The sequence below is a fragment of the Stenotrophomonas sp. SAM-B genome, assembly GCF_013387485.1.
GTDB classification, from domain to species: Bacteria; Pseudomonadota; Gammaproteobacteria; order Xanthomonadales; family Xanthomonadaceae; genus Stenotrophomonas; species Stenotrophomonas maltophilia_AA.
In genome coordinates this window covers 225788-251514 of the sequence record NZ_JABBXB010000005.1, presented here as the reverse complement: position 1 = coordinate 251514, position 25727 = coordinate 225788, and the positions used below count along the sequence as shown (strand labels likewise).

The following is a 25727-nucleotide window of genomic DNA, read 5'->3' as shown; positions in this document are numbered from 1 at the left end:
AGGTGGTATCCCATGTTTTCGATCCTTTCCGGCGGCGCCGGGCTGAGCGCGTGGCTCAGTGGTGCCGCAACCGGCATCGGCCTGTTCGCGGTGGTCGGCGCGCAGAGCGCGTTCATCCTGCGCCAGGGCATCCTGCGCAGGCACATCATTCCGGTGGTGGCCACGTGTGCCGCCATCGATGGCATCTTCATCTTCGCCAGCGTGGCCGGCCTGCGCACGCTGACCCAGGCGGTGCCGTGGCTCACCACGGTGGTGCTGTGGGGCGGTGTCGCCTTCCTGGCCTGGTATGCCTGGCAGTCGGCGCGACGCGCGCTGGCCGGTGGCGGCGGCATGCATGTGGACGATGGCGACAGCACCTCGCGCCGCGCGGTGCTGATCTCGGCGGTCGGGTTCTCGCTGATCAACCCGCACTTCTGGCTGGACATGATGGTCATCGGTGGCATTGCCGAGAACTTCGGCAACGCACGCATGGCCTTCGCCGCCGGCGTGTTCACCGCCAGCTGCCTGTGGCTCACCGCCCAGGGCCTGGGCGCGCGCCTGCTGGCCCCGTTGTTCACCAAGCCCAAAACCTGGCGCATCCTCGACGGCACCATCGCGGTGATCCTGTCGATCCTGGCGCTCAGCCTCGCGTTCCGCGGCATGCATTGAACTCTCTCCTCGATGCAGGCCCTGGAGATGGCACCGTTCGCGGTGCCATTTTTTTTGGAAAACGCCGCTGGTTGACCCGCCGCGCTTGCGCCTAAAATCGCCCTTCCGGACACGATGTCCAGTGGAGCAGGGGGGAAGGATGAAGCGTGCATGCGTGTGGGGAATGACCGCGCTGTTGGCCATGACGGGCCAGGCCGGTGCGGTGGACCTGGAGCACTATCTGCGCCGGGATACGTTTACGGACATCAAGATCTCGCCGACCGGCGCGTTCTATGCGGCCACCATTCCGATGGAGGACCGCACCGGGCTGGCGATCGTGCGACGCGAGGACGGCAAGCTGATCGGCTCGTTCGTTCCGCCGAAGAACAACCACGCCAATGACTTCGATTGGGTCAACGACAAGCGCGTCCTGATCGGGTTGGCGGAGAAGTTCGGCTCGCTGGACGAGCCGCAGCCGACCGGCGAACTGTTCGGCATCAATGCCGACGGCGGGCGGGGCGAGCTGCTGATCGGCTACCGGGTGCAGAGCCGCGGCCCGGGCACGCGCATCCAGCCGAAGAAGGTCGAAGCGGTGGCTGCCTTCATGATCGATGCGCTGCCCGACCAGGACCGCCGCGTGCTGGTCAAGGTGATGCCGTTCTCGGTCGATCCGTTCACCTCGGCCGAGCGCCTGGACGTCAACAGCGGCCAGCGCACGCCGGTCGCGCGCGCGCCTGTGCAGCGCGCCGACTTCGTCGCCGATGGCAAGGGGGAAGTGCGCTTCGCCGACGGCGCCGCCGGTGACAACGTCAACAAGCTGTACTACCGCGACGGCGCCGGCGCGGCCTGGAAAATGGTCAACGATCAAGGCGTCAGCCAACGGATCGAGCGGGCGCTGGGCTTCTCCGAGGATGGCAGGCTCGCCTACCTGCTGGTCGAGCAGCCCAGTGGCCCCGACACGATCGTGTCGTGGAACCCGGCGACCGACGAGCGCCGCGAACTGCTGCGCGACGAGGTGGTCGACCCGGCCAAGGTGATCTACCGGCGCGGGACCTCGATCCCGATCGGCGCGCTGTACCTGGGCGACACGCCACGCACCCGCTTCTTCGATGAAACCTCGGCCGATGCCCGCCTGCAGCGCAGCCTGGAGCAGGCCTTCGGCGGCCAGGCGGTGTTCATTACCTCGTCCTCGCGCGACGGCAGGCTGGCGATGGTGCAGGTCTGGTCGGGGAGCAATCCCGGCGACTTCTACGTGTTCGATACGCAGGCCAAGAAGGCCGATCTGGTGGTGAGCCGCAGCCAGTGGGTGGATCCGGACACCACGGCCGTGGTGCAGCCGATCGCGCTGAAGGCCCGCGACGGGATGCCGCTGCACGGGTTCGTCACCCGTCCCCGGGGCAGCGAGGGCAAGCGCCTGCCGATGGTCGTCATGCCGCATGGGGGGCCCTTCTTCGTGTACGACGACGGCGCCTATGACATGGAAAGCCAGCTGCTGGCCGCCGCCGGTTATGCGGTGCTGCAGGTCAACTTCCGGGGGTCGTCCAACTTCGGCCGGGCCCATGCCAACGCCGGCAGCCGGGAATGGGGCGGTGCCATGCAGGACGACCTGACCGACGCGACCCGCTGGGCGGTGGCCGAAGGCATCGCCGATGGCGCGAAGGTCTGCATGTACGGTGCGAGCTACGGCGGCTATGCGGCTTTGATGGGCGTGGCCAAGGAGCCGTCGCTGTACGCGTGTGCGGCGGGCTATGTCGGTGTCTATGACCTGCCGATCATGTACACCACCGGCGACATCCAGCGCCGTGGCTCGGGCGAGACCTATCTCAGGGAATGGGTGGGTGACCGCACGGCACTGGCGGCGGTATCGCCGGTGAACCTGGCCGGGCGGATCAAAGTGCCCGTGTTCCTGGCCGCCGGTGGCGAAGATGAGCGCGCTCCGATCCTGCACACCCGGCGGATGGAAGCGGCACTGAAGAAGGCCGGCGTGCCGGTGGATACGCTGTACTACCCCACCGAAGGCCATGGCTTCTACACCGACGCGCATCGCCGCGAGTACTACACCAGGCTGCTGGCCTTCCTGTCCAACAGCCTGGGCGGGCAGACCGCCACGGTGTCCACGCCGGCCCAGCCCTGAGTTCGGCGCGCAGGAAACACCGCTTCAACGACAACGGCACCGGAAGGTGCCGTTGTCGTGTGCGCGGCAGGCAGGACTCACTTCACGCCGTGCATCATCCGCTTCAGCAGCGGCGAGCAGATCAGCGCGACCGCCGCGCAGCCCAGGCCGATCCACATCAGCAGCCAGAACAGGTGCTCGTAGCTGGCGGCGGCGCTGGCGATGTCCATGGTCTGGCCTTCCGGCACTTCGATCGCGGCAAGCTTGCCGAACAGCGCGGCCAGCGTTTCCGAAAACGCGGTGGCCAGGAACCAGGTGCCCATCATCAGGCTGACCACGCGCGGCGCAGCCAGCTGGGTCACCGCCGACAGGCCAACCGGCGACAGGCACATTTCGCCGATCTCCAGGATCAGGTACGCCAGCACCAGCCACCACACGCTGGCCATCTGCCCGGTTGCGCCGACGTGCTGGGCGGCCAGTGCCAGGGGCACGAACGACAGCGCGGCGAAGACCAGGCCGATCGAGGATTTGACCGGCTTGGACGGGTCCATGCGGCGACGGTCCAGCCACGCCCACAGCATCGCGAACAGTGGCGCAAGCACGACCAGGAACAGGCCGCCGAGGTAGGTCAGCGAGCCGGCGGTCTGCGGAATCACCAGGCAGTCGCGGATCAGCATCACCAGCATCGCAGCGACGATGACGATGAACAGCGTGCGGGGTGCGGACGAGCCGGGGCGGCGCTCGGACAGGCGCGCGGCCACCACGAACCCCAGCGGTGCCAGCAGCAGCGAGGCGATCGACCACGGCAGCGGCGTGCCGCCCTGGATTACCAGCGAGGGCACCAGGTCCTTGGTCAGCAGGCGATCGGTGAACGTGACCCACGAGCCGTAGGTCTGCTCGTACAGGGTGAAGAACACCAGCGCCATGAAGATCAGGGCCATCAGCGCGATCATCTGCTGGCGCTGCACCGGCGTGCAGCGGGTGCCGGTGAACCAGGCGAACCAGACCAGCACGCCACCCAGCACGACGATCATCAGCATCAGCGCCAGGCTGATTTCCCCGCCGAGCGCGAACGCGCCGTTGGCGGCCGCCCACATCAGGGCAGCGACCGGCACCACCCCGAGCACGGCCACCGCATAGATCAGCCATTCGCGGCGGATGCCGAGCACGCGCTGGCGCAGTGCCGGCAGGTCGGACGGTTCGGCATGACCCTGCAGGTACTTCTGTCCCCACAGGAACATGCCGAGCCCGATCACCATGCCGATGCCGGCCGCGCCGAAGCCGTATTTCCAGCCGTACGCTTCACCGAGGAAACCGCACACCAGCGACGCGAACAGCGCGCCGAGGTTGATGCCGGCATAGAACAGCGAGAAGCCCGAATCGCGGCGTGGATCGTTTTCCGGGTAGAGCTTGCCGACGATGGTGGAGATGTTGGGCTTGAGGAAGCCCACGCCCATGATGATCAGCGCCAGCGAGAGGTAGGTGATCCCCAGTGCGGCGTCATCGCGCACCACCGCACCATCGATGCGGACCGCGGCATGTCCTTCGAAGGCCATGCCGAGATGGCCGAGCACCAGTAGCACGCCGCCGAACACCACGGCCTTGCGCATGCCCAGCCAGCGGTCGGCGAGCAGGCCACCGAACACCGGAATGCAGTAGACCAGACCACCGTAGGCGCCGAGCAGGTCCAGGCCGGCCTTGTCGCCGAACAGGTGGTATTTGGTGAGGTACAGCAGCAGCAGCGCCTTCATCCCGTAGAACGAGAACCGCTCCCACATCTCGGTGAAGAAGCAGATGTAAACGCCCTTGGGATGGCCGAGGAAGTCGTCGGTCGCGGTGGAGGTCGAGGCGGCGGGCAGGGCGGCTGCGGTCATCGAGGGATAGGGCAGGGCGGACAAGGGGGCGAGTATAGGCCCGGGGCGAAGGGTCGGCCGTGCCGGGTCTGGCCGCTACCTACAGATAGCGAAGCCAGGCCAAATCCCGCCGCCGTGCCTTGAATCGCGCGAACGCTCTGGTCGGCCAGTACAGCGCCAACGCCAGCCCGGCGGTCACCAGCCACAGCGTCGCCACGTGGTCGACCGCAAAGTACCCGCCGTGGGTCTGGCCCCAGCGCGCCTCGGCCAGCACGTAGAGCAGCTTCAGCACGTACAGGTGCAGCAGGTAGAAGAACATCGGTGCCGCGCCGATGTCGGCCAGCGGCGTCAGCGCCCGGGCCACGCGCGGCTGCTCGTACAGGCGCAGCAACAGCAGGCCGATGCCCAGGGTCAGCAGCAGGAACAGCAGCGAAGGCGGGTACTTGGTGACGTTGAAGAAGCTCATCACCGTGCCGGCGGCGCTGGCGAACGACTGCCACGGGCTGTCGCCGTAGAGGTTCACCGCCCGCAGCATGACGAACGCCAGCAGCGCACCGGCGCCGGCCATCCACAGGCGGCGCTGGCGCAGGAGGGCATCGCCGCCGCGCGCGAACCACGGGCCGATCACCCAGCCCAGCGCAATGACGGCGATCCACGGCAGCACCGGGTAGGAGGTGCGCAGGCGCAGCCCGTCGGTCACGGCGATCCAGTCGCGCTGGTGCAGCACCTTCCAGAGCACGGCCAGTGCACCGTCGCCCTGCACGCGGATGCCATCGAGCAGGTTGTGCCCGGCGATCACGGCCAGTGCCAGCACCGCCAGCGCGCCGCGTGGCAACCACAGCAGCCCGGCCAGCGCGATCATGCTGATCCCGATTGCCCAGATCACCTGCAGGTACACCACGCTGGGCGGGAACTGCAGGGTCCAGGCGAAGTTGACCACCAGCAGCTCCAGCACGACCAGGAACAGGCCGCGCTTGAGCAGGAAGGCCGACGCGGCCCGCCGCCCGTCCGGCTTGCCGCTGGCGTACAGCCAGGCCGACAGACCGGTCAGCAGCACGAACACCGGGGCGCACAGGTGGGCCAGCAGCCGGCTGACGAACAGCGCCGGCTCGACCTGATCGACCGCCATCGGGTCGCCGACCTGCTGGTGCATATAGAAGGTTTCGCGCACGTGGTCGAGCAGCATCAGCACGATCACGGTGCCGCGCAGCTGGTCGATGGAGGTCAGGCGGGAGGTGGGGGAAGACGTCACAGCAGCGCCGGGTGTTCGGTGCGATAGGATATAACATAACTAAAATCGATGGGCCTGGCCTTGGACCTTGCCGAGTCCGGCGTGTCGCGGCTGCGTCGGCACGCTTAGCTCAACAGGGGCCTCGATCAGCTGGTGCAGGGTTGCCGCCCAGCGGCCGGCACTACTGGACTTGCCCGTACATGAACGCTAGCGTGGCAGGGATTTTTTGCCAGCAGGGGCTTCCATGAACAACGACGCTGCGCCACGCCAGCTCACTTTCCGCGCGGTGGTGCTTGCCATCGTGCTGGCGGTGATTCTGTCGGCCGCCAACGCCTACCTCGGTCTGTTCGCAGGCCTGACCATCGCCACCGCCATTCCCGCCGCGGTCATTTCCATGGGGGTGCTGCGCCTGCTCGGCGGTGGCACGATCCTGGAAAACAACATCGTCCAGACCGGCGCCTCGGCCGGTTCGTCGATCGCCGCCGGCGTGATCTTCACGATCCCCGCGCTGGTGATCATGGGCTACTGGCCGGACTTCAAGTACTGGTGGGTGCTGGGCATCGCCGGCCTGGGTGGCCTGCTGGGCGTGCTGTTCTCGGTGCCGCTGCGCCGTTCGATGATCGTGGAAGATCCGCTTCCGTTCCCCGAAGGCAAGGCCGCCGCCGAAGTGCTCAAGGCCGGTGAAAACCCGGGACCGGGCCTGAAGATCCTGGCGGTGTCGGCGGTGATCGGCGCCTTCGTCAAGCTGGCGGCCGAAAGCGGCCTGCGCCTGATTCCGGATGCCTGGGCCACCTCGGCCTACGTGGGCGGCTCGAAGATCACGGCCTTCATCGGCACCAACCTGTCCCCGGCGCTGCTGGGCGTAGGCTACATCGTCGGCCTGAATGTCGGCATCGTGGTGGTGTCCGGCTCGATCCTGACCTGGCATATCGCCATTCCGCTGTACCAGGCGTTCTTCATGAACACCGATCCGGCGCTGGCGGCCTCGCTCGCCACGGCCTCCTCCACCGAGGCGGCCTTCGCCATCTGGGGCGCGAAGATGCGTTACCTGGGCGTGGGCGCGATGCTCATCGGTGGCGTCTGGACCCTGATCTCGCTGCGCAAGTCGCTGCTCAATGGCGTCAAGAGTGGCTTTGCCGCGGCCCGCAAGAGCGGTGGCCCGGCGCTGGCGCACACCGAGCGCGACCTGCCGATGAAGTGGATGCTGGTGGCCCTGGTGGTGTTCACCCTGCCGCTGCTGGCGCTGTACCAGGCCATCGTGGGCCAGTGGCACGTCTCGATCCCGATGACGCTCATCATGATCGTGGCCGGCTTCCTGTTCGTGTCGGTCTCGGCCTACCTGGCCGGTCTGATCGGTTCGTCCAACAATCCGGTCTCGGGCATCACCATCTCCACCATTCTGTTCGCCTCGGCGGTGCTGGTGGTGCTGCTCGGCGCCGACGGCCTCAAGCCGGTGGGCGTTGGCGGCGCACCGCTGGGTGCGGTGGCCGCGATCATGATCGGTGCGGTGGTGTGCTGTGCGGCCGCGGTCGGCGGTGACAATCTGCAGGACCTCAAGGCCGGCTACATCGTCGGCGCCACCCCGTGGAAGCAGCAGCTGATGCTGGGCATCGGTGCGTTCTCGTGCGCGCTGATCATGGCCCCGGTGCTGAACCTGCTGGCCACCGCCTACGGCATCGGCGTCAAGTCCGAGCTGCATCCCAACGCGTTGGCCGCGCCGCAGGCGAACCTGATGGCCTCGGTGGCCAAGGGTCTGTTCGGGGGCGAGCTGCCGTGGACCTTCATCGGCATCGGCGCGGTGATCGGCGCGGCGATCATCGCCTTCGACAGCTGGCTGAAGTCGCGCAACGCACGCTTCCGCGTGCCGGTGCTGGCGGCCGCCATCGGTATCTACCTGCCGCTGGAGCTGATGGTGCCGATCTTCCTGGGTGGCCTGATCGCCTATCTGGTGGAGCGTTTCCACAAGATCCGTGGCGACGACGAAGAAGGCCGCGACCGCGTGCACAAGCCGGGCGTGCTGTTCGCCGCCGGCCTGATCACCGGTGAAGCCCTGATGGGTATCGCCATCGCGGTTCCGATCGTGATCAGCAGCCGTGCCGACGTGCTGGCGCTGCCGTTCCACCTGCCGGGCGCGCAGTGGATCGGTCTGGCCGTGCTGTTCCTGGTCGGCTGGCTGATCTACCGCACCGGCAAGCGCGCGGTCGGTTCGGTCTAAAAAGCCCGGGTCTGCGTCACGACAAGCCCCGCTCCGGCGGGGTTTGTCGTTTCTGCCCCCAGGCAAGGCACCGGCATGACCGATGGCCTTTGCATGTGCGGCCCCTGCGGCCCTACCATCGGCGCTTTGCCGTTCCGCGGAGACCCCGATGAAATTTCGTTACGCCCTGCTGCCGTTGTGCCTGCTGACCGCGATGCCTTCGCTGGCGGCCACGCGTGGCCTGGATGTGCGCGACATGATCGCGCTGGATCGGGTCTCCAGCCCGCTGCTCACCGCCGATGGCGGCAACGTGATCTTCGCCAAGCGCGTCGTCGGCACCGACAGCAAGGCCAGCACCGGCCTGTACATCCGCAATCTGCGTACCCGTGACCTGGCCCCGCCCAAGCCGCTGACCCCGGCCGGCTGGAACGTCAATTCCGCCGCGCTGTCGGCCGATGGCCAGACCGTGTATTTCCTGAGCGCCAAGAACGGCAGCCAGCAGCTGTACGCGCAGCCGACCACCGGCGGCACGCCGCGCCAGCTCACTGATTTCCCGGTCGATGTGGACAGCTTCCACGTCTCGCCGCAGGGCGACCGCGTTGCCTTCAGCAGTGGTGTGTTCCAGGACTGCGGTTCGGACCTGGCCTGCACCAGCAAGAAGCTGGACGCGCACAAGGCGCGCAAGAACACCGGTGAGGTGTTCGACACTCTGTTCGTGCGCCATTGGGACACCTGGGCCGATGGCCGCCGCAACACGCTGTTCGTGGCGCCGCTGCCGGCCGCGAAGGCCGCCGCGGTGAAGGGCGCCTCGGCGATCAGCGCGACGCTGGCCGGCGATGCGCCGTCCAAGCCGTTCGGCGGCAATGACGACTTCACCTGGTCGCCGGACGGCAAGACCGTGGTCGCTGCGATCCGCGTGGCTGGCAAGCAGGAGCCGTGGTCGACCAACTTCGACCTGTACCGCCTGGATGCCGAGGGCAAGCAGGCGCCGGTCAACCTGACCGCGTCCAATCCGGCCTGGGATGCCGGCCCGGTCTTCAGCGCCGACGGCAAGACCCTGTACTACCGCGCCATGAAGCGCCCGGGCTTCGAAGCGGACCGCTTCGGCCTGATGGCGATGGACGTGGCCACCGGCAAGACCCGTGAGATCGCGCCGAAGTGGGACCGCTCGGCTGGCGAGATCGTGCTGTCCGGTGACGGCACCCTGATCTACACCAGCGCCGACGACATGGGCGAGCACCGCCTGTTCGGCGTCGACATCGCCACCGGTGAGGCCGAGGTCGTGGTCGACGGCGGCAGCATCGGCTCGCCGGTGATCGCCGGCACCACCCTGGCATACACGAAGAACAGCCTGAAGAGCGGCGACCAGATCGTCGTGGCCGCCTTCGATGGTGCGAACCCGCGCGAGATCACCCCGAGCGCCGGCGAGATGCTGCCCGATGTCGCCTTCGGCGATTACGAGCAGTTCCAGTTCAAGGGCTGGAACAACGAGACCGTGCACGGTTACGTGGTCAAGCCGTACAACTACCAGGAAGGCAAACGCTACCCGGTCGCGTTCCTGATCCACGGCGGCCCGCAGGGCAGCTTCGGCAACGGCTGGAGCTACCGCTGGAATCCGCAGACCTACGCCGGCCAGGGCTACGCGGTGGTCATGATCGACTTCCACGGCTCAACCGGTTACGGCCAGGCCTTCACCGATGCGATCAGCCAGCACTGGGGCGACCGCCCGCTGGAAGATCTGCAGAAGGGCTGGGCCGCGGCACAGGCGCAGTACCCGTTCCTCAACGGCGACAAGGCGTGTGCGCTGGGCGCCAGCTACGGCGGCTTCATGGTCAACTGGATCGCCGGCAACTGGAACGAGCCGTGGAAGTGCCTCGTCAACCATGACGGCGTGTTCGACCAGCGCATGATGGGCTACGCCACCGAAGAGCTGTGGTTCACCGAGTGGGAGCAGGGCGGCACGCCGTACGAGAAGGCCGCCAGCTACGAGAAGTTCAACCCGGTCAACCACGTGTCGGACTGGAAGAAGCCGATCCTGATCGTGCACGGCCAGCTCGACTACCGCATTCCGGTGGAACAGGGCCTGGCAGCGTTCACCGCCGCACAGCGCCAGGGCATCGAGTCCAAGTTCCTGTACTTCCCGGACGAGAACCACTGGGTGCTCAAGCCGCAGAACAGCGTGCAGTGGCACGACACCGTCAACGGCTGGTTGAAGCAGCACATCGGCGAATAAGCCGGTTTGAAGCGCCGCCCCAGGGGCGGCGCTTTTTCATCGGTAGTGCCGGCCGCTGGCCGGCATCTGCTCCGCGCTTTCAGTATCCATCAGGTTGCCGGCCAGCGCCCGGCACAACCCAGGCAACCCCTCTCCGTGAAAGCACCTGCCCTGATCCAGAACGACATCGTCGTCTTCGGCCTGATCGCCGCCACCCTTGGTGCCGTGTTCTGGACCGCCTCGCGCGAGCAGGGGCTGTGGAAGCGCTTCTACACCTACGTGCCCGCATTGTTGCTGTGTTACCTGATTCCCGGTGTGTACAACACCGTTGGCCTGATCGATGGCCAGAACACCCATCTCTACAACCCGGTCGCGCGCGACATCCTGCTGCCCGCCGCGCTGGTGCTGCTCACGCTGGCCGTGGACATCAAGGGCATCCTGCGGCTGGGCCCGAAACTGATCGTGATGTACCTGGGTGCCTCGCTGAGCATCATGATCGGCGCAGTGGTGGCCTTCCAGCTGATGAAGTGGCTGCACCCGGCGACCGTCGCCGGCGACACCTGGGCCGGCATGGCGGCGCTGGCAGGCAGCTGGATCGGCGGCGGCGCCAACATGCTCGCCATGCGCGAAGTGTTCGACGTCGATGCGACCACCTTCGGACAGTTCGCGGTGGTCGATGTCGGCGTCGGCTACGTGTGGATGGCCGTGCTGATCTTCATGGCCGGGCGTTCGGCGAAGATCGATGCGCGCAGCGGTGCCGACACCTCCGGCATCGACGCGCTCAAGCTGCGCATCCAGGCTTTCCAGGCGCAGCACGAGCGCGTGGCCAGCCTGACCGACCTGATGCTGATCGTGGCCGTGGCGTTCGGCGTGGTGGGGCTGTCGCATGCGATCGCCGGGCCGGTCTCGGCCTGGTTCAAGGGGCATGTGGCCTGGGCGTCGCAGTTCAGCCTGGACGCGCCGTTCGTCTGGGTAGTGGTGATCTCCACCACCTGCGGCCTGGCGCTGAGCTTCACCCGTGCGCGCAACCTCGAGGGTGCGGGCGCCTCCAAGCTGGGCTCGCTGCTGCTGTATTTCCTGATCGCCTGCATCGGTATGCAGATGGACCTGCTCGCGCTGCTCAACCGCCCGTGGCTGTTCCTGCTCGGCCTGATCTGGATCGCGGTGCACATCGTGCTGCTGTGGGCACTGGCGCGCGCGCTGAAGGTGCCGTTCTTCTACTTCGCGATCGGCTCGCAATCCAATATCGGTGGGCCAGCCTCGGCCCCGGTGGTGGCGGCGGCGTTCCATCCTTCGCTCGCGCCGGTTGGCGTGCTGCTGGGCACGATGGGCTACGCGACGGGCACGTATCTGGCCTACATCGTGGGCATTACCCTGCGCGCGATGGCCGGGTAAGGCGGTAGATCCACGCCATGCGTGGATGCATGTCCTGGGTAGATCCACGTCATGCGTGGATGCATTTCGCGGAAGGCTTCAGCCACGCATGGCGTGGCTCTACGCGGGAAGAAGACCGCGTTCGACCAACCACGCCTTTGCATCTTCCGCATCCTGCTCGAACCAGGCTCTCGTAGACCCCAACCGATACGTATACCCCCACGCATCCATGTCGGCCATCAACTGCGCGCTGCCGACACCGGCCAGTTTGCCGGCCAGCACGATCTGCAGGTAACAGGTGGCGTCTTCTTCAGGCACCGAATCGGTGGCATCGGTATGCACCAGCGCACGCCGCTCCGGCGGCAGCACGATCAGGTGGCAGGCTTCGTGCAGCATCGAGTGCACGGGCGTGTCATCGCGGACATACACGTCGCTGCCGATGATGCCGGCCTCGGGTTCGCCCCAATAGCTGCCCGGGATCGGCGCGCCCTCGGCCACACGATGCAGGTGCAGATCGTGGGCGGCGAGCAGGGCATGGGCATCGTCGAAACGGATATCGCCGACGCGGGTGACCTGCGGTTCGGCGGTGGGGGCAGCGTCGTTCATGGGTTGCCGCTCAACCGCCCCTTCCGGTCCGGAAGGGGCGATGTCGATCAGGGCTGCTGCGGGCCTTCCGGCAAGGCGACGGAGATATCGAGCACGTCGTGCTCACCGTCCTTGACCAGATCGACCTTGACCGCATCAGCGTCGATGTTGACGTATTTCTTGATCACTTCCAGCAGCTCGCGCTGCAGCAGGGGCAGGTAGTCCGGGCCGCCGCGGTGGCTGCGTTCCTGCGCGATGATGATCTGCAGGCGGTTCTTGGCCGTTTCGGCAGTGGTCTTCTTTCGGTTCAGGAAATCGAACAGTCCCATGCTTACCCTCCGAACAGCTTGCTGAAGAAGCCTTTCTTCTCCACGGTGGTGAAGCGCATCGGACGCTCTTCGCCAAGGATGCGGCCCACCGCATCTTCGTATGCCTGGCCCGCCGCCGATTCGGGGTCCAGAATGACCGGTTCACCCTTGTTGGACGCATTGAGCACGTCGCCCGACTCGGGCACCACGCCAATGGCCTTCAGGCCCAGCACTTCTTCCACGTCGGTGATGCTGAGCATCTCGCCGCTTTCCACCCGTACCGGGCTGTAGCGCGTGAGCAGCAGGAAGGCCGGCACGTTCTTGCCGGATTCGGCCTTGTGGGTCTTCGAGTCGAGCAGGCCGATGATGCGGTCCGAGTCGCGCACCGAGGACACTTCCGGATTCACCACCACGACCGCACGGTCGGCGTAGTACATCGCCAGGAATGCCCCCTTCTCGATGCCGGCCGGGGAGTCGCAGATGACGTATTCAAAGCCGTCGGCGATGAGATCGTCGAGCACTTTGCGCACGCCTTCCTGGGTCAGCGCGTCCTTGTCGCGGGTCTGCGAGGCAGCCAGCACGTACAGGTTGTCGAAACGCTTGTCCTTGATCAGGGCCTGCTTGAGGGTGGCTTCGCCGTGCACGACATTGACGAAGTCGTACACCACGCGGCGCTCGCAGCCCATGATCAGGTCCAGGTTGCGCAGGCCGACGTCGAAGTCGATCACCGCCACCTTTTTTCCACGACGCGCCAACCCGCAGGCCAGACTGGCGCTGCTGGTGGTTTTGCCGACGCCGCCCTTGCCGGAGGTGACTACGATGATTTCAGCCAAAGGATTTCTCCTGATTCTTCTGTTTGGGGGCTGCGTCAATCCAGCGCAGCGATCTTGATCTGGTCCTGTTCCAGCCACACCTGAACGGCTTTGCCGCGCAGGGAGTCCGGGACATCGTCCAGTACCTTGTAATGGCCGGCAATGGCGACCAGTTCAGCGTGGAATTCACGGCAGAAAATACGCGCCGTGGTGTTGCCTTGGGCACCTGCCAGGGCACGGCCCCGCAACGTACCGTAGATGTGGATGCTGCCGTCGGCGATCACTTCAGCGCCCGCGCCGACGGTGGCCATGACGGTCAGGTCGCAGTTTTCCGCATACAGCTGCTGCCCCGAACGGACGTTGCTGGTCTGCATGCGGCCGGGCTTGGGCGCGCCACCGGTGGCGACGGCACTGGGCGCGGGCGCTGCCGGTACCGCGGCAGCGGCGCGCGCGCGGCGCGGCGGCTCGGCCGCGGGTGCGGGTGCGGGGGCGCGGGCAGGCGCAGGGGCCGGTTCGGCCTCGGCGCGCTCGTACTGCGCGCGGAACTTGGCCAGCAGCGGCAGGCCGAGCTGCTGGGAGAGCAGGTCGGTTTCGGTGGTGCCGTAGGCCAGCGCCACCGGCAGCACGCCGGCCTTGCGCAGGCCGTCCAGCAGCGCCTGGGCGGTGGCCACATCGGGCATCCTGCTGAGCCCGCCGAAATCCAGGATGACCGCAGCCCGCCCGAACAACTTCGGGGCACGGGCGACGCGTTCCTGCATTTCACGGGTGAGGCGTTCGACGTCGAGGGTGCGGATACGCAGGTTGGCGATGCCGACCTGGCCGATCTTCAGTTCACCGGCCTGTTCAAAATCCATGTTCGCTGCCACCGATCAGGTCCCCGTCTGCTGCTGGACGCGCAGCGGCTCGCGGCGATGGCCCACCCAGGGCACATCCGGCAACTGGTCGCCGTAGGTGTCGTGCACCCACTGGTAACTGCACAGGTCCTTGAGCAGCATGCTGGCGCGCACATCGACGTGGGCCATGTTGTTCTGGCCGACCTCGCGGAAGCCGAAGCTGCCATGGAAGAGCAGGGCGGCATCGGCGCCGTGGTCCAGGAAAACCTCGCAGGTCAGCTGCGGGTAGCGCAACTCGGCGTAACTCTGTGCATCGGCATAGAACGCACGGCCGACGCCACCGCCGCGACGGCGGCTGGCGACCACGATGCGGTCGATGTAGAAGAATTTGGTATCCAGCTGCTGCTTGAACCAGGCGAAGTTGCTGCTGTCGTGCTGGCTGTCGCTGCCGAAGCCGATCAGGAAACCGGCCAGGTTGCCGTCGCGCTCGGCGACGCGGAAATACTCAGCGCTTTCATAGAACAGACGCAGGCGGGCGGCATCCAATGGCAGGATGGCCAGGCCGGCATTGTTGTTCAGGGCCAGGACGGAATCGAGCTCGTGCTCGCGCACGTCGCGGATGACAATCGACATTGTGACTCCGTGGGGTAACGCGGTTGGCCCATCAAGGGGCCCTCGGTCCGATTATTGCATGGGTGGCTTCCCCCCGCGAGCCGACAGGCATGACTTCTGTGGGAGTGCAGGGGAACAGGTTCAGCCTACTATGCGTCCATGTTGGGATACCTCAGTCACACCCGAGTACTGCGACTGGCCGGCCTGTTCACCTGGGTCATGGTCGGCCTTCCTCTGGTTTACTCACAGTACGAAGCGCTGCTGCGCCGCGGCGGTGGCGTCGATGCCTGGGCGCTGTGGCTGTTCGCCGCCTACCTGGCCTTCGGCGCCGGCTACTTCTGGCTGACCCGCGGGCTGCGCAACGGCGGCCACTCGCGCTGGTACGACCGGGTGATGCTGGTGCTGCTCACGACCTCGGCGCTGGGCGTCAGCTACCTGAGCGGATCGGGCCTGGGCAGCATCCTGATGATGGTCGCCGCCGGCGTCATCCCGTGGATGCTGCCGGTGCGCGGCGGCGTGATCTGGCTGCTGCTCAGCCAGCTGGCGGTGCTGCCGGTCTACTACCTGATCCTGAACTTCTCGCTGTTCGAGGCGGTGATGCAGTCGCTGCTGTATGGCGGCTTCTCCATGTTCATCTTCGTGACCAGCCTGGTCGCGCGGCAGCAGACCGATGCCCGGGAGGAACAGCGCCGGCTCAACACGGAGCTGCGCGCCACCCGTGTGCTGCTGGCCGAGAGCGCCCGGGTCAACGAACGCACGCGCATCTCCCGCGAGCTGCACGATCTGCTGGGGCACCACCTGACCGCCCTCAGCCTGAACCTGGAAGTGGCCGGTCACATCACCGAGGGCCAAGCCCAGGAGCATGTCCACCAGGCCCACACCTTGGCCAAGCTGCTGCTGACCGACGTGCGCGAGGCGGTCAGCCAGCTGCGCGACAGCGGTGCGATCGACCTGGCCGCCGCCCTGCGGCCGCTGACCGAGCAGGTGCCCTCGCTGGAAATCCACCTGGACATCGACGAGCCGCTGAGCGTGGAAGACCCCGAGCGCGCCCACGTGCTGCTGCGCTGCACCCAGGAAATCATCACCAATGCGGTGCGCCATGCCGGCGCGCGCAACCTGTGGATCAAGGTCCGGCGCGAGTCGCCGGGCGTCGTAGTGCTGGAAGCGCATGATGACGGGGTGGGCGCCGACGGGATCGTGGTCGGCAACGGGTTGCGCGGGATGCGCGAGCGCCTGCAACAATGCGGTGGTGAGCTGCAGATCGAAACCCGCCGGGGACAGGGCTTCCGCCTTCGTGCCTCGGTACCCGGCGTGCCAGTATTGATGCTGACCGCTGTCATTGAAGGAGTGCGTTGATGATTCGCGTCTGCCTGGTCGACGACCAAACCCTGGTGCGGCAGGGAATCCGCTCGCTGCTGGCGCTGGATGACGGCATCGAGGTGGTCGCCGAGGCCGCCGATGGCCGCCAGGCAGTCGAGGTGGTTCCGCAGGTCCGCCCGGACGTGGTGCTGATGGACATGCGCATGCCGGTCATGTCCGGCCTGGAAGCGCTGCAGATGCTGTCGCGGCTGAACCAGCTGCCGCCGACCATCATCCTGACCACCTTCGATGACGACCAGCTGGTGCTGGCCGGGCTCAAGGCCGGCGCCAAGGGCTACCTCCTCAAGGATGTGACCCTGGATCAGCTGGTGGGCGCGATCCGGACCGTGGCCGACGGCGGCTCGCTGGTGCAGCCGGCGGTCACCCAGCGCTTGCTCTCGGGCCTGGAGCACATGCGCAACGAGTTCGTGAGCCTGGACCGGCCGGATCCGCTGACCGACCGTGAGACCGAGATCCTGCGGCTGATGGCCAGCGGCTTCTCCAACAAGGAGATCGCCAATTCACTGGGCGTGGCCGAGGGCACCATCAAGAACCACGTGTCCAACATCCTCTCCAAGCTGGGCGTGCGCGACCGCACGCGGGCGGTGCTCAAGGCCTTCGAGCTGCAGCTGGTCTGACCCAGCCGGGCCGGCGGAGACCTTCGGGCGGCTGCCGGTACCGGGTATTGGCTGAAATCCGTGAAACCCTTGCAGCGCAAGCGTTGCAGGGATTTTTTCGAGCCCAGCGGCCGAATCCGGCAAAGAAATATTCTCCATCCGCTACGTGCTGACACGCGCGATGCGTTATCTTTCCGCTCCTTGTCTATGCAAAACCGCTGCCGACATGGAAACCGGTGTGCCAACCCTGATCAACAACACCGGCGAAGCCTGCTAGGATTGGCGCTTCGCTTCAATCAACCCGGCCGTGGGATCGGCCCCGGAGACTCCTGAATGACCCGTATTATCGAGTTCCTGATCGCCTTGGGGATCGTGGCTGGCCTGTTCGTCATCATTGGCGTATGTCTGCCGGGCGAGCGCCATATTTCCGAAAGCATCGAGACCAACCGCAAGATGACGATCGTGTTCGACACGGTCAACAGCCTGCGCCGCTTCAAGGACTGGAACCCGCTCTTGCTGCGCGATCCCGCCGTTGAACTGAAGCACTCCGGCCCGGCTGCCGGCGTCGGCGCACGCCTGGACTACACCTCCAAGGAAGGTTCCTTGGGCCAGGGTAGCTGGGTGATCACCGAGTCCGAGCAGAACAAGCACGTTGCGATCGCCATCGAAGACGAGAGCAAGGGTCACGACAAGGTGACCAACTTCACCCTGGAGCCGACCGGCAAGGGTGGCCGCAACGTCAAGATCACGCAGGATTACAACGTCAAGTACGGTTTCAACCTGTTCGGTCGTTACGCGGGCCTGTACGTCAGCCGTCACGCCGGTGACGACCTGAAGCTGGGTCTGTCGCGCATGGCCAACATGCTGGCCACCGTGCCGAACGTGGACTACCGCACCGCCGAAGCCCCGCTGACCGATCTGGCCATCGTGGACGTCCCGGCCGAGGACCTGCTGGTCGTCACCGCCGGCAACGTGGATCGCGGCCAGGAGACCATCACCAAGTCCATCAAGGACAACCAGGAGTGGATCAAGCGCGTCATGGAGGCCAACAACCTCGAAGCCGCCGGTCCGTTCCGCATCATCACCACCGATTTCGGCGCCGAGAAGTACGCCTTCGACGTGGCCCAGCCGGTCAAGAAGAAGGGTGCTGAAGGCGCGACTGCCGAAGCCCTGACGGTGAAGATCGACGGTGGTGCACCGGTCAAGTACGTGCATGTTGCTCCGCACCGTTCGGCCCACGCGGCCTACACCGGCCACATGGCCGGCCTGGACATCGCCCGCAACGCCCTGCGTGCGTGGTCGGTGACCGGCGGCAACGAAGTGATCGACCGTCCGTACGAGTCCTGGAAGGACGGCGTGGAAAAGTCGTTCACTCCGGAAGGCACGTACGACATCTACTGGGCCGTCAAGTAATCCGACGGTTGCCGTGATGTAACGCACGACCTGAAACGCGCCGCTTCCTGCGGCGCGTTTTTTTTTGGCTCCGGCAGCGGGGCACTGTCTGAAGGACGCAAGCATGCTCAACCTGGAACGACGCACGCGCAAACCCTCCCTGCTGGCCGGCCTGGGCGGCCTGCTGGCAGCCACCGCGGTCGGCCTGTCCGCTTACGCCTCGCATGGCATCGCCGATCCACAGGCGCAGTCGCATGTGACCACCGCGGCGCTGTATGCGTTCGGGCATGGCGTGGCGCTGGCGGTGCTTGGTCCCACCCAGCAGAACACCCTTGGCCGGCTGGCCCTGTATGTCCTGCTGATCGGCACGTTGCTGTTCTCCGGCAGCCTGGTGGCTGGCGCGCTGTGGAAGCTCAGCACCCAGCTGGCGCCGGTCGGTGGCACCGCCCTTATGGTGGGCTGGCTGGCCTACGGCCTGAATGCCCTGAGGCGCTGACATGCCCCGTTACCGCCGCGGCTTCGATGTCGATGAAGCCCACTGGCTGAGCCGGCGCGACCGCCGGCTGGGCACGTGGATGAAGCGGCTCGGCCCGATCCAGGCACAGCCGGGCTGGGCGAAGAGCTTCGATCCTGTCGATGCGCTGGCGCGGGCGATCCTGTTCCAGCAGCTCAGTGGCAAGGCCGCCTCGACCATCGTGGGGCGGGTGGAAACCGCGATCGGGAGCAGCCGGCTGCATGCCGATACGCTGTCGCGCATCGACGATCCGGGGCTGCGGGTGTGCGGCGTCTCGGCCAACAAGGCGCTGGCGCTGCGCGACCTCGCGCGGCGCGAGGCGGCCGGCGAGATCCCCGACCTGCGCCGGATGTCGGTGATGGACCACGACGCGATCATCGACGCCCTGGTGCCGATCCGCGGTATCGGCCGCTGGACGGTGGAGATGATGCTGATGTTCCGGCTCGGCCGCCCGGACATCCTGCCGGTCGACGACCTGGGCGTCCGCAAGGGCGCGCAGCGCGTGGACAAGGCCGAGCGGATGCCGAGCCCGAAGGAGCTGCTTGCCCGCGGCGAGAAGTGGGGTCCGTTCCGGACCTACGCCAGCCTGTACCTGTGGCGGATCGCCGATTTCACCGTGGATCCGAAGGCGACGACCAACCGCTCGCAGGACTGAGGCAGCACGGAGTCACCAGCGGGGCTGCCGCCAGCACCAGTGCCACGGTTCGTAGACGATGCCGTGCGGGTTGTCGCGCGGGTAGCTCAGCTGGAACCCGAAGCGCCCTGCATGCTCGCCCAGCCAGGCGAAGGCCGCCGTGGATTCGAACGATTCTTCGGCCGGCGGTTCGCCCGGCGTGCCGATATCCAGCGCGTAACCGCTGTGGTGCTCGCTGTAGCCCGGCGCGGCATTGACCTTCAGGATGTCCTCCACGCCCAGCCCGCGGTCGCGTTTGCGCGCGAAGATGCCGAGCTGGTAATCGTGGCTGCGGTAGCCGGAGATCGCATCCAGGGCGATGCCATCGCTGGCGGCCTGCTGGCGCAGGCGTTGCCAACCTCGGGCAGCGTCGCGGTGCAGCCACAGGGGGCGCCGGTAGCGGTCGAAACCGGCCAGGTGCAGCTGGGTCGGTTCGGCTTCCAGCGCCAGACCGGTCGCGGCTTCGTAGGCATCGGCATCAATCCCGAGGGTCTCGAGGCGATCCTGCAGGCCGCTCAGGGGCAGCACCGCGTCGGGCGCGCTGCCGCGGCGGCGGTCCACCAGCTGGCGGTCGAGTGCGTCCAGTGCCGCTTCAATCCCCGGCTCGCGCATCAGGCGTGGCACCAGGGGCAGGACGCCCTGCGATGTGGCGACGGCGAGGTAGCGGCCATCGCGCTTGCGCCGCAGCACCCACTGCGCACGGGCCAAGGCGCGCGCGTCGGCGGAGCTGCGCGCACGCAGCAGGCCGCCGGGCCAGAGTTCGATCTCGGCGGTGTTGATCAGCAGGGCAGGGGATCTACGCATGCCACCAGCTTAGTGCGCGCCCGGCGGTCCGGCCAGCGCCTGCAGCGCCTCCAGCAGGACGCGGGGACGCTCCGGGCTGATCACCAGGGCGCTGCCATCGCGCAACGGCAGGTACAGCACCCGGCTGCTGTCGGTGATCAGGCAGAACGCCTTGCTGCGGTCCGCCATCCGGTAATGCCCGGACTGGAAGCCGGGCACGCCGTAGCCGTTGGTCTTGATCGAGGGCTTGTAACGGCCGTGCTCGGCGAGATCGACGATGCGCGCCTCGTCCAGCCGCATGTCACGGACCGGCACGCGCTTGCGGTAGAAGGTCGACTGCACCTCCAGCGTGTCCTCGTGCAGCACGATGCGGCGGCGGGTGTACGCCCAGGTCAGCGCGGCCGCCAGCACCGCCAGGAATGGCAGGGTGATGAACAGTTCGGTGTGTGAGCGCTCCGGCGCGTCCAGCGCGGTGCCCACCATCAGGCCGGCGACGAGCAGCAGCGGAACCCACAGCCACAGCAGTCGCCAGGCCGGTGCCGGGGCAACCTCGAAGGGGTGAGGTGCACTCACGTCATGCCTCCTTCTTGAAGATCAGCACCGACGTCGTGAAGGGAGGTGCCGACACCAGGCTGATCGCGTTGACCAGCTCCCAGCCCAGCTGGCCCTGCTTGGTCAGTTCATCCTGGATCTGCTCGGCTTTGACGATCCCCATCAGGTTGGGCTTCACTTCAACGGTGAGATAGCTCCAGCGCCTGCTCATGACTTGCTCTCCTTGTCGGTGGTGGGTTTGGGAAGGCGTCCGGCCTTGCGCAGCGCATCGCGCAGCACGTATTCGATCTGCGCATTGAGGCTGCGCAGCTCGTCGTCGGCCCAGCGCTGCGCTGCCGCCAGGACATCGGCATTGATACGCAGCGGGTACGCTTTCTTTTCGGTCATGCGGGGTCCTTTATCAACAGCGCGTGCCGTCCCCTCGGCGCCGCGGGTGCATCAATACAGCGAGCCGGCGTTGACCACCGGCTGGGTGCCACGGTCCGAACACAGCACGGTCAACAGGTTGCTCACCATGTGCGCCTTGCGCTCCTCGTCGAGCTGGACCACGCCGTTCTTCTGCAGTTCGGCCAGGGCCATCTCAACCATGCCGACCGCACCAGCGACGATACGCGTGCGTGCAGCGATGACGGCGTTCGCCTGCTGGCGCTGCAGCATGGCCTGGGCAATTTCCGGCGCATAGGCGAGGTGGCTGATGCGCGCATCGATCACCTGCACGCCGGCATCGGCCAGGCGCTCGGCCAGCTCGTCCTTGAGGTGCTGGGAGATCTCGGCCGCATGGCTGCGCAGCGACAGCTGGCCTTCCTCGTGCTGGTCGTAGGGGTAGCTGGTGGCCATCGCGCGCAGCGCCGATTCGGACTGGATGTGCACGAAGCTCTCGTAATCGTCCACGTTGTAGACGGCCTCGGACGCATCCACCACCTGCCACACGATCACTGCGGCGATCTCGATCGGACTGCCATCGAGTTCGTTGACCTTGAGCTTGCCGCTTTCGAAGTTGCGCACGCGCTGGCTCACCTTGACCTTGGTGAAGAACGGGTTGTTCCAGCGCAGGCCGTTCTCCTTCACGGTGCCGACGTACTTGCCGAACAGGCTGACGACCACGGCCTGGTTGGGCTGCACTGTGTACAGGCCGACCAGGCTGAGCAGGGCGGTGGTGGCCAGCACCAGGCTGCCGACGATCAGTGCCGGATTGCGGTTTCCCTTGTCCACACCCACCACGAACATCCACACGGCCACGGCGGTCAAGGCCAGTACCAGCAGCAGGAAGGGCAGGCCGGACAGCGAGCGGATCGACTTCTCTTTCATGGCAGGGCGTCCTTGGGTGATTGAGTTGAAGATATCAAATTGATATCAACCTGCAAGTGCCCGGCCGGTCGGCCATGGGGCCGCCGCAGCGGCTAGAATGCCCTCCCGCCCCTGTTGCCCGGAACACCGCCATGTCCACGCTCGGTACGCCGCTGTCTCCTTCCGCCACCCGTGTGCTGCTGTTGGGATCCGGCGAACTCGGCAAGGAAGTCGCCATCGAGCTGCAGCGCCTGGGGGTGGAGGTGATCGCTGCCGACCGCTATGCCAATGCACCGGCGATGCAGGTGGCACACCGTTCGCACGTGATCGACATGCTCGACGCGATGGCGCTGCGCGCGTTGATCGCGCTGGAGAAGCCGCACCTGGTGGTGCCGGAGATCGAGGCGATCCATACCGAAACGCTGGTCCAGCTGGAACAGGAGCAGGGCCTGCGGGTGGTGCCGACCGCACGTGCGGCACGCCTGACCATGGACCGCGAGGGTATCCGCCGGCTTGCCGCCGAGACCCTGGGCCTGCCGACCTCGCCCTACCGCTTCGTCGATACCGACGCCGAGTACCGTGCAGCCGTGGCGGCGATCGGGCTGCCGTGCGTGGTCAAGCCGGTGATGTCCTCCTCGGGCAAAGGCCAGAGCACGTTGCGCCAGGACGCGGACATCGCGCCCGCGTGGGAGTACGCGCAGACCGGTGGCCGTGCGGGCGCCGGGCGCTGCATCGTCGAGGGCTTCATCGATTTCGAGTACGAAATCACCCTGCTGACCGTTCGCCACGCGGGCGGGACGTCGTTCTGTGCGCCGATCGGGCATTGGCAGAAGGACGGGGATTACCGCGAGAGCTGGCAGCCGCAGCCGATGTCGCCGCGTGCGCTGGCGCGGGCGGAAGAGATTTCGCAGGCGATCACCGACGAGCTCGGCGGCTGGGGCCTGTTCGGGGTTGAGTTGTTCGTGAAGGGCGACGAGGTGTGGTTCAGCGAGGTGTCGCCGCGTCCGCACGACACGGGCCTGGTGACGTTGGCATCGCAGGAGTTGAGTGAGTTCGCGCTGCATGCGCGGGCGATTCTGGGGTTGCCGATTCCGGTGATCCGCCAGAGCGGTCCGTCGGCGTCGTGCGCGATGCTGGCGCATGGCGAGGGCGTGCCGTTCTTCAGCAATGTGGCCGCGGCGCTGGTGCATCCGGATTCGGCGCTGCGGCTGTTCGGCAAGCCGAGCGTGCACGGGCATCGCCGTGTGGGCGTGACGTTGGCGCGTGGCGCGGATATCGACGAGGCGCGGAAGATTGCGCGTGAGGCGGCGGAGGCTATCGGGATCGAGTTGCGATCGTCGTGAGCGTGCGGCGCATCGCTGAGTAAGCGGAAGATCGCCTCAGCGTTGCGCCCAGGGCAGGACGGTGACGTGGATGAAGGCGATCGGCGCCAGCACCGAGCCATACAACCACCACGTCCCGAATTTTTCTCCGTACCCCTTGTACCAGGCCACGCACGCGGGAAGCAGGCCGATCATCGGAAACGCAATGACATGCAGGGCGATTCCAGGCCAGCCGATCATGAACACGGCGAGCAGCGCGGATACAGCGAGAATCATGACGAGGTTTCGATGCACCCGAGCGCTTCCTGCGGCAATGATGGTGTCCGCATTCTGTCATCAAGCGCGGCCTCCCTGCCAACGGGATGGCAATGCATCATGCCCTGCACACCTTGATGTAGAGCATTAAAAAAAACGGCGAGCCCTTGGCTCGCCGTTTTTCCGTTCAGAACGAAGCAGGCGTTACTTCACGTCCACCCACACCAGATGGTGGTCGCTGCCGTCGGCAATCTTCGCTTCCGGGCTGTCATTGGACGGCCAGAACACGCCGCTGCCGATGTAGCTGAAGCCCACCGAGGGCAGGACGTAGTCCAGGCGCATGGTGCCGGATTTGGGGCCGAAGTCGCCGGTGGCGTGGAAGGGGGCGCCTTTGCGGACGATGCCCTTCTCGGCATAGGCCAGGCTGGTCTGCTCGGCGCCGACGCTGCGCGGGGTGGGGTAGCGCAGGACGCGGGCGTTCTCGATCAGTTCGACGATGGCCTCATGGCGGCCGTCGCCGTCGACCGGGTCGTTGTTGAGGTCGCCGAGGATGACGAAGCGTGCGTCCTGCGGAAGGCCGCCGCAGTGGCCACGGTCATCGCACAGCCACGACGTGTCACGGTCCTTGAGGTAGTCCTGCCAGAGGCGCAGTTCGTCGTGGTTGCGGGCGGCGTTGCGCTTTTCCGGACCGTCGAAGACCGGCGGGGTCGGGTGCGAGACCAGGGCGTGCACGGTGCCGTTCGGGGTGTTCACCGGAACATCCCAATGCGATTTGGACGACAGCCGCAGCTGGGACCAGACGTGGTCGTTGTAGAAGGATTTCCCGGTACGCGGGTCGATCGGGCGCAGGGCGCCGGGCATCGCGCTCCACTTCAGCAACTGGAAGCTGCGGACCTTGGCGTCATCGATCGGGTAGCGCGACAGCACCAGCATGCCGTACTGGCCCGGGTGCAGGCCGTAGCCCCAGGCATCGTTGCCACGGGCGCGGCCTTCGCCGCCGATCTCGCCGTTGTTGTCCAGGTCCAGGCCGCTCTGCACGCCGGTGTTGACAGGGGCGAGGTAGCGGTAGGCGTAGTGCAGCGGCTCGCCGCCGCCCGGCTGGGCGGATTCCAGGTAGCGCTTCTGGAACAGGTCGGCGGCGCGATGGGCGTCGTCGTAATCGAACTCGTTGAGCAGCACCAGATCCGGGCGGACCTGCTGCAGGACGGCGGCGATCTTGCGCGCGTGTTCGCTGTCGCCTTCGAGCTCGGCGATCAGGCCGCCGGTCTCGTCGCTGTACAGGGAGGTGTTGTAGGTGGCGATCCGCAGCGGTGCGGAAGCGGGATCCGGCATGGCGGCGGTCTTGGCAGGGGTCTGTGCGCAGGCGCCGCAGAGCAGGGCCAGGGCAAGGATCAGGGGATGGGCTTTCATCCGCCTATTCTGCACCCGTCGCGGTGTCAGTGATGCGTCAGCGGCCGTCCGATTCGTCGTCGAACACGTGCCAGCGGCGACCGTCATAGGCCTCCAGCGGGCGGAACCGGCGCTTGTAGTCCATCTTGCGGTGGCCGCGGATCCAGTAGCCCAGGTAGAGGTGCGGCAGGTGCTCGCGCTGGGCCCAGGCGATCTGCTGCAGGATCGCGAAGGTGCCCAGGCCGCGATGGGCCTGGTCCGGATCGAAGAAGGTATAGACCGCCGAGAGCCCCTGCGGGGTCACGTCGGTCACGGCGACCCCGAGCAGCGGACCGCGATGGCCATCCTCGGCCGGCCCACGGATTTCGATGAAACGGCCCTGCGACCAGCGCCCGATCAGGAACTGGTCGAACTCGTGCGGGCCGTGCTCGTCCATGCCGCCCTGCGCGTGGCGGTGGGTGAGGTAGCGGTGGTACAGCGCGAACTGCTCTTCGGTCTGCTCGGCCGCGACGATCCGCACTTCCAGATCGGCATTGCGGGCCAGGCAGCGGCGCTGGCTGCGGTCCGGTGCGAAGCGGGCCACGGGGATGCGCACGGCCACGCAGGCGTGGCAGTCGGCGCAGTGCGGGCGGTAGACCAGATCGCCGGAGCGGCGGAAGCCCCAGCCGAGCGCCATCGGGTACAGCGTGCCCAGGCGCGGATCGTTGGGATCGAGCACCAGATCGCGCGCGGCCCGTTCCGGCCAGTAGCCACAGGGGTGGTCGCCGGTCTGGAACAGTCGCAGCTCGTCGTCGCGGTCGCCGTGTATTGCCATGCCCACAGCATAGCCC

Annotated in this window: 26 protein-coding genes; 11 read left to right on the top strand and 15 right to left on the bottom strand. The window is 66.7% G+C overall.

The window, feature by feature from the left end; all coding sequences use genetic code 11:
• Nucleotides 1-12: 12 nt before the first annotated feature.
• Together HH110_RS13210 and HH110_RS13205 are read left to right on the top strand one after the other, a co-directional pair.
• A complete protein-coding gene (locus HH110_RS13210; protein WP_176990084.1) occupies nt 13-648 on the top strand; it encodes a LysE/ArgO family amino acid transporter in 636 nt (211 codons plus the stop codon).
• Between the two features lie 139 nt (nt 649-787).
• Nucleotides 788-2761, top strand: coding sequence for a S9 family peptidase (locus HH110_RS13205; protein ID WP_241696566.1), 1974 nt, complete (start codon nt 788-790; stop codon nt 2759-2761).
• Nucleotides 2762-2838: 77 nt separating this feature from the next.
• Here the strand turns inward: HH110_RS13205 and HH110_RS13200 are convergent, their stop codons facing one another.
• Both HH110_RS13200 and HH110_RS13195 read right to left on the bottom strand, forming a co-directional pair.
• Complete coding sequence (locus HH110_RS13200) at nt 2839-4614, bottom strand: peptide MFS transporter (protein ID WP_176990141.1); 1776 nt, start codon at nt 4612-4614, stop codon at nt 2839-2841.
• A gap of 79 nt (nt 4615-4693) precedes the next feature.
• Nucleotides 4694-5845, bottom strand: a complete 1152-nt coding sequence (locus HH110_RS13195; RefSeq protein ID WP_176990083.1) for a heparan-alpha-glucosaminide N-acetyltransferase domain-containing protein — start codon at nt 5843-5845, stop codon at nt 4694-4696.
• A 223-nt stretch (nt 5846-6068) separates the two neighbouring features.
• Here HH110_RS13195 and HH110_RS13190 point away from each other — a divergent pair, with 223 nt between their 5' ends.
• From HH110_RS13190 to HH110_RS13180, 3 genes are all read left to right on the top strand, one after another.
• Nucleotides 6069-8039 carry an OPT family oligopeptide transporter gene (locus HH110_RS13190; protein WP_176990082.1) on the top strand — a complete coding sequence of 657 codons (1971 nt, stop codon included), beginning with the start codon at nt 6069-6071 and terminating at the stop codon, nt 8037-8039.
• Nucleotides 8040-8187: 148 nt separating this feature from the next.
• Nucleotides 8188-10251 (top strand): S9 family peptidase, encoded by a 2064-nt coding sequence (locus tag HH110_RS13185; RefSeq protein WP_176990081.1) that lies wholly within the window; start codon nt 8188-8190, stop codon nt 10249-10251.
• Nucleotides 10252-10386: 135 nt separating this feature from the next.
• Nucleotides 10387-11625 carry a DUF819 family protein gene (locus HH110_RS13180; RefSeq protein WP_176990080.1) on the top strand — a complete coding sequence of 413 codons (1239 nt, stop codon included), beginning with the start codon at nt 10387-10389 and terminating at the stop codon, nt 11623-11625.
• A gap of 99 nt (nt 11626-11724) precedes the next feature.
• Here HH110_RS13180 and HH110_RS13175 read toward each other — a convergent pair whose 3' ends face one another.
• From HH110_RS13175 to HH110_RS13155, 5 genes are read right to left on the bottom strand one after another with little or no spacing between them, the layout of a single operon-like run.
• Nucleotides 11725-12210 carry a hypothetical protein gene (locus HH110_RS13175; RefSeq protein ID WP_176990079.1) on the bottom strand — a complete coding sequence of 162 codons (486 nt, stop codon included), beginning with the start codon at nt 12208-12210 and terminating at the stop codon, nt 11725-11727.
• A gap of 47 nt (nt 12211-12257) precedes the next feature.
• Nucleotides 12258-12518: a cell division topological specificity factor MinE gene (minE, locus tag HH110_RS13170; protein WP_017355894.1), complete on the bottom strand. Its 261-nt coding sequence runs from the start codon at nt 12516-12518 to the stop codon at nt 12258-12260.
• 2 nt (nt 12519-12520) lie between these two features.
• Nucleotides 12521-13330, bottom strand: coding sequence for a septum site-determining protein MinD (minD, locus tag HH110_RS13165; protein WP_088432112.1), 810 nt, complete (start codon nt 13328-13330; stop codon nt 12521-12523).
• A 35-nt stretch (nt 13331-13365) separates the two neighbouring features.
• Nucleotides 13366-14163 carry a septum site-determining protein MinC gene (minC, locus tag HH110_RS13160; RefSeq protein WP_176990078.1) on the bottom strand — a complete coding sequence of 266 codons (798 nt, stop codon included), beginning with the start codon at nt 14161-14163 and terminating at the stop codon, nt 13366-13368.
• 15 nt (nt 14164-14178) lie between these two features.
• Nucleotides 14179-14775, bottom strand: a complete 597-nt coding sequence (locus tag HH110_RS13155; protein WP_176990077.1) for a GNAT family N-acetyltransferase — start codon at nt 14773-14775, stop codon at nt 14179-14181.
• Nucleotides 14776-14913: 138 nt separating this feature from the next.
• Between HH110_RS13155 and HH110_RS13150 the strand changes: the two genes are divergently transcribed.
• The 5 genes from HH110_RS13150 (at nt 14914) to HH110_RS13130 (ending at nt 19291) form a co-directional block, all read left to right on the top strand.
• Entirely contained in the window at nt 14914-16110 is a 1197-nt protein-coding gene (locus tag HH110_RS13150; RefSeq protein ID WP_176990076.1) for a sensor histidine kinase, read from the top strand.
• Nucleotides 16110-16751 carry a response regulator transcription factor gene (locus HH110_RS13145; protein ID WP_019184539.1) on the top strand — a complete coding sequence of 214 codons (642 nt, stop codon included), beginning with the start codon at nt 16110-16112 and terminating at the stop codon, nt 16749-16751. The genes HH110_RS13150 and HH110_RS13145 overlap by 1 nt, the downstream gene beginning before the upstream one ends.
• A gap of 312 nt (nt 16752-17063) precedes the next feature.
• On the top strand, nt 17064-18143 hold the full coding sequence (locus HH110_RS13140) for an SRPBCC family protein (protein WP_176990075.1): 1080 nt from the start codon (nt 17064-17066) through the stop codon (nt 18141-18143).
• 103 nt (nt 18144-18246) lie between these two features.
• Nucleotides 18247-18618, top strand: coding sequence for a DUF423 domain-containing protein (locus tag HH110_RS13135; RefSeq protein ID WP_088432118.1), 372 nt, complete (start codon nt 18247-18249; stop codon nt 18616-18618).
• A 1-nt stretch (nt 18619) separates the two neighbouring features.
• A complete protein-coding gene (locus tag HH110_RS13130) occupies nt 18620-19291 on the top strand; it encodes a DNA-3-methyladenine glycosylase (RefSeq protein WP_176990074.1) in 672 nt (223 codons plus the stop codon).
• A gap of 12 nt (nt 19292-19303) precedes the next feature.
• On the opposite strand, the gene HH110_RS13125 is transcribed toward HH110_RS13130, so the two are convergent.
• The 5 genes from HH110_RS13125 to HH110_RS13105 are packed head-to-tail and all read right to left on the bottom strand — an operon-like array spanning nt 19304 to nt 21952.
• Complete coding sequence (locus HH110_RS13125; RefSeq protein ID WP_176990073.1) at nt 19304-20113, bottom strand: M15 family metallopeptidase; 810 nt, start codon at nt 20111-20113, stop codon at nt 19304-19306.
• Between the two features lie 9 nt (nt 20114-20122).
• Nucleotides 20123-20665: a PH domain-containing protein gene (locus HH110_RS13120; RefSeq protein WP_176990072.1), complete on the bottom strand. Its 543-nt coding sequence runs from the start codon at nt 20663-20665 to the stop codon at nt 20123-20125.
• 1 nt (nt 20666) lies between these two features.
• A complete protein-coding gene (locus HH110_RS13115; protein WP_176990071.1) occupies nt 20667-20855 on the bottom strand; it encodes a DUF4177 domain-containing protein in 189 nt (62 codons plus the stop codon).
• Complete coding sequence (locus tag HH110_RS13110; RefSeq protein WP_176990070.1) at nt 20852-21031, bottom strand: Arc family DNA binding domain-containing protein; 180 nt, start codon at nt 21029-21031, stop codon at nt 20852-20854. Before HH110_RS13110 ends, HH110_RS13115 begins: the two co-directional genes overlap by 4 nt.
• 51 nt (nt 21032-21082) lie before the next feature.
• Nucleotides 21083-21952, bottom strand: coding sequence for an SPFH domain-containing protein (locus HH110_RS13105; protein WP_088432124.1), 870 nt, complete (start codon nt 21950-21952; stop codon nt 21083-21085).
• A 131-nt stretch (nt 21953-22083) separates the two neighbouring features.
• On the opposite strand from HH110_RS13105, the gene purT reads away from it, so the two are divergent.
• Nucleotides 22084-23274, top strand: a complete 1191-nt coding sequence (gene purT, locus HH110_RS13100) for a formate-dependent phosphoribosylglycinamide formyltransferase (RefSeq protein WP_176990069.1) — start codon at nt 22084-22086, stop codon at nt 23272-23274.
• A gap of 36 nt (nt 23275-23310) precedes the next feature.
• On the opposite strand, the gene HH110_RS13095 is transcribed toward purT, so the two are convergent.
• The 3 genes from HH110_RS13095 to HH110_RS13085 all read right to left on the bottom strand — a co-directional run bounded on the left by HH110_RS13095 (nt 23311) and on the right by HH110_RS13085 (nt 25711).
• Nucleotides 23311-23547, bottom strand: coding sequence for a hypothetical protein (locus HH110_RS13095; RefSeq protein WP_176990068.1), 237 nt, complete (start codon nt 23545-23547; stop codon nt 23311-23313).
• Between the two features lie 165 nt (nt 23548-23712).
• Nucleotides 23713-24918 (bottom strand): endonuclease/exonuclease/phosphatase family protein, encoded by a 1206-nt coding sequence (locus tag HH110_RS13090; protein ID WP_176990067.1) that lies wholly within the window; start codon nt 24916-24918, stop codon nt 23713-23715.
• A 37-nt stretch (nt 24919-24955) separates the two neighbouring features.
• The gene (locus HH110_RS13085) at nt 24956-25711 is read right to left on the bottom strand and encodes an arginyltransferase (protein ID WP_176990066.1); all 756 of its coding nucleotides are present in this window, start codon (nt 25709-25711) and stop codon (nt 24956-24958) included.
• Between the last annotated feature and the right edge of the window lie 16 nt (nt 25712-25727).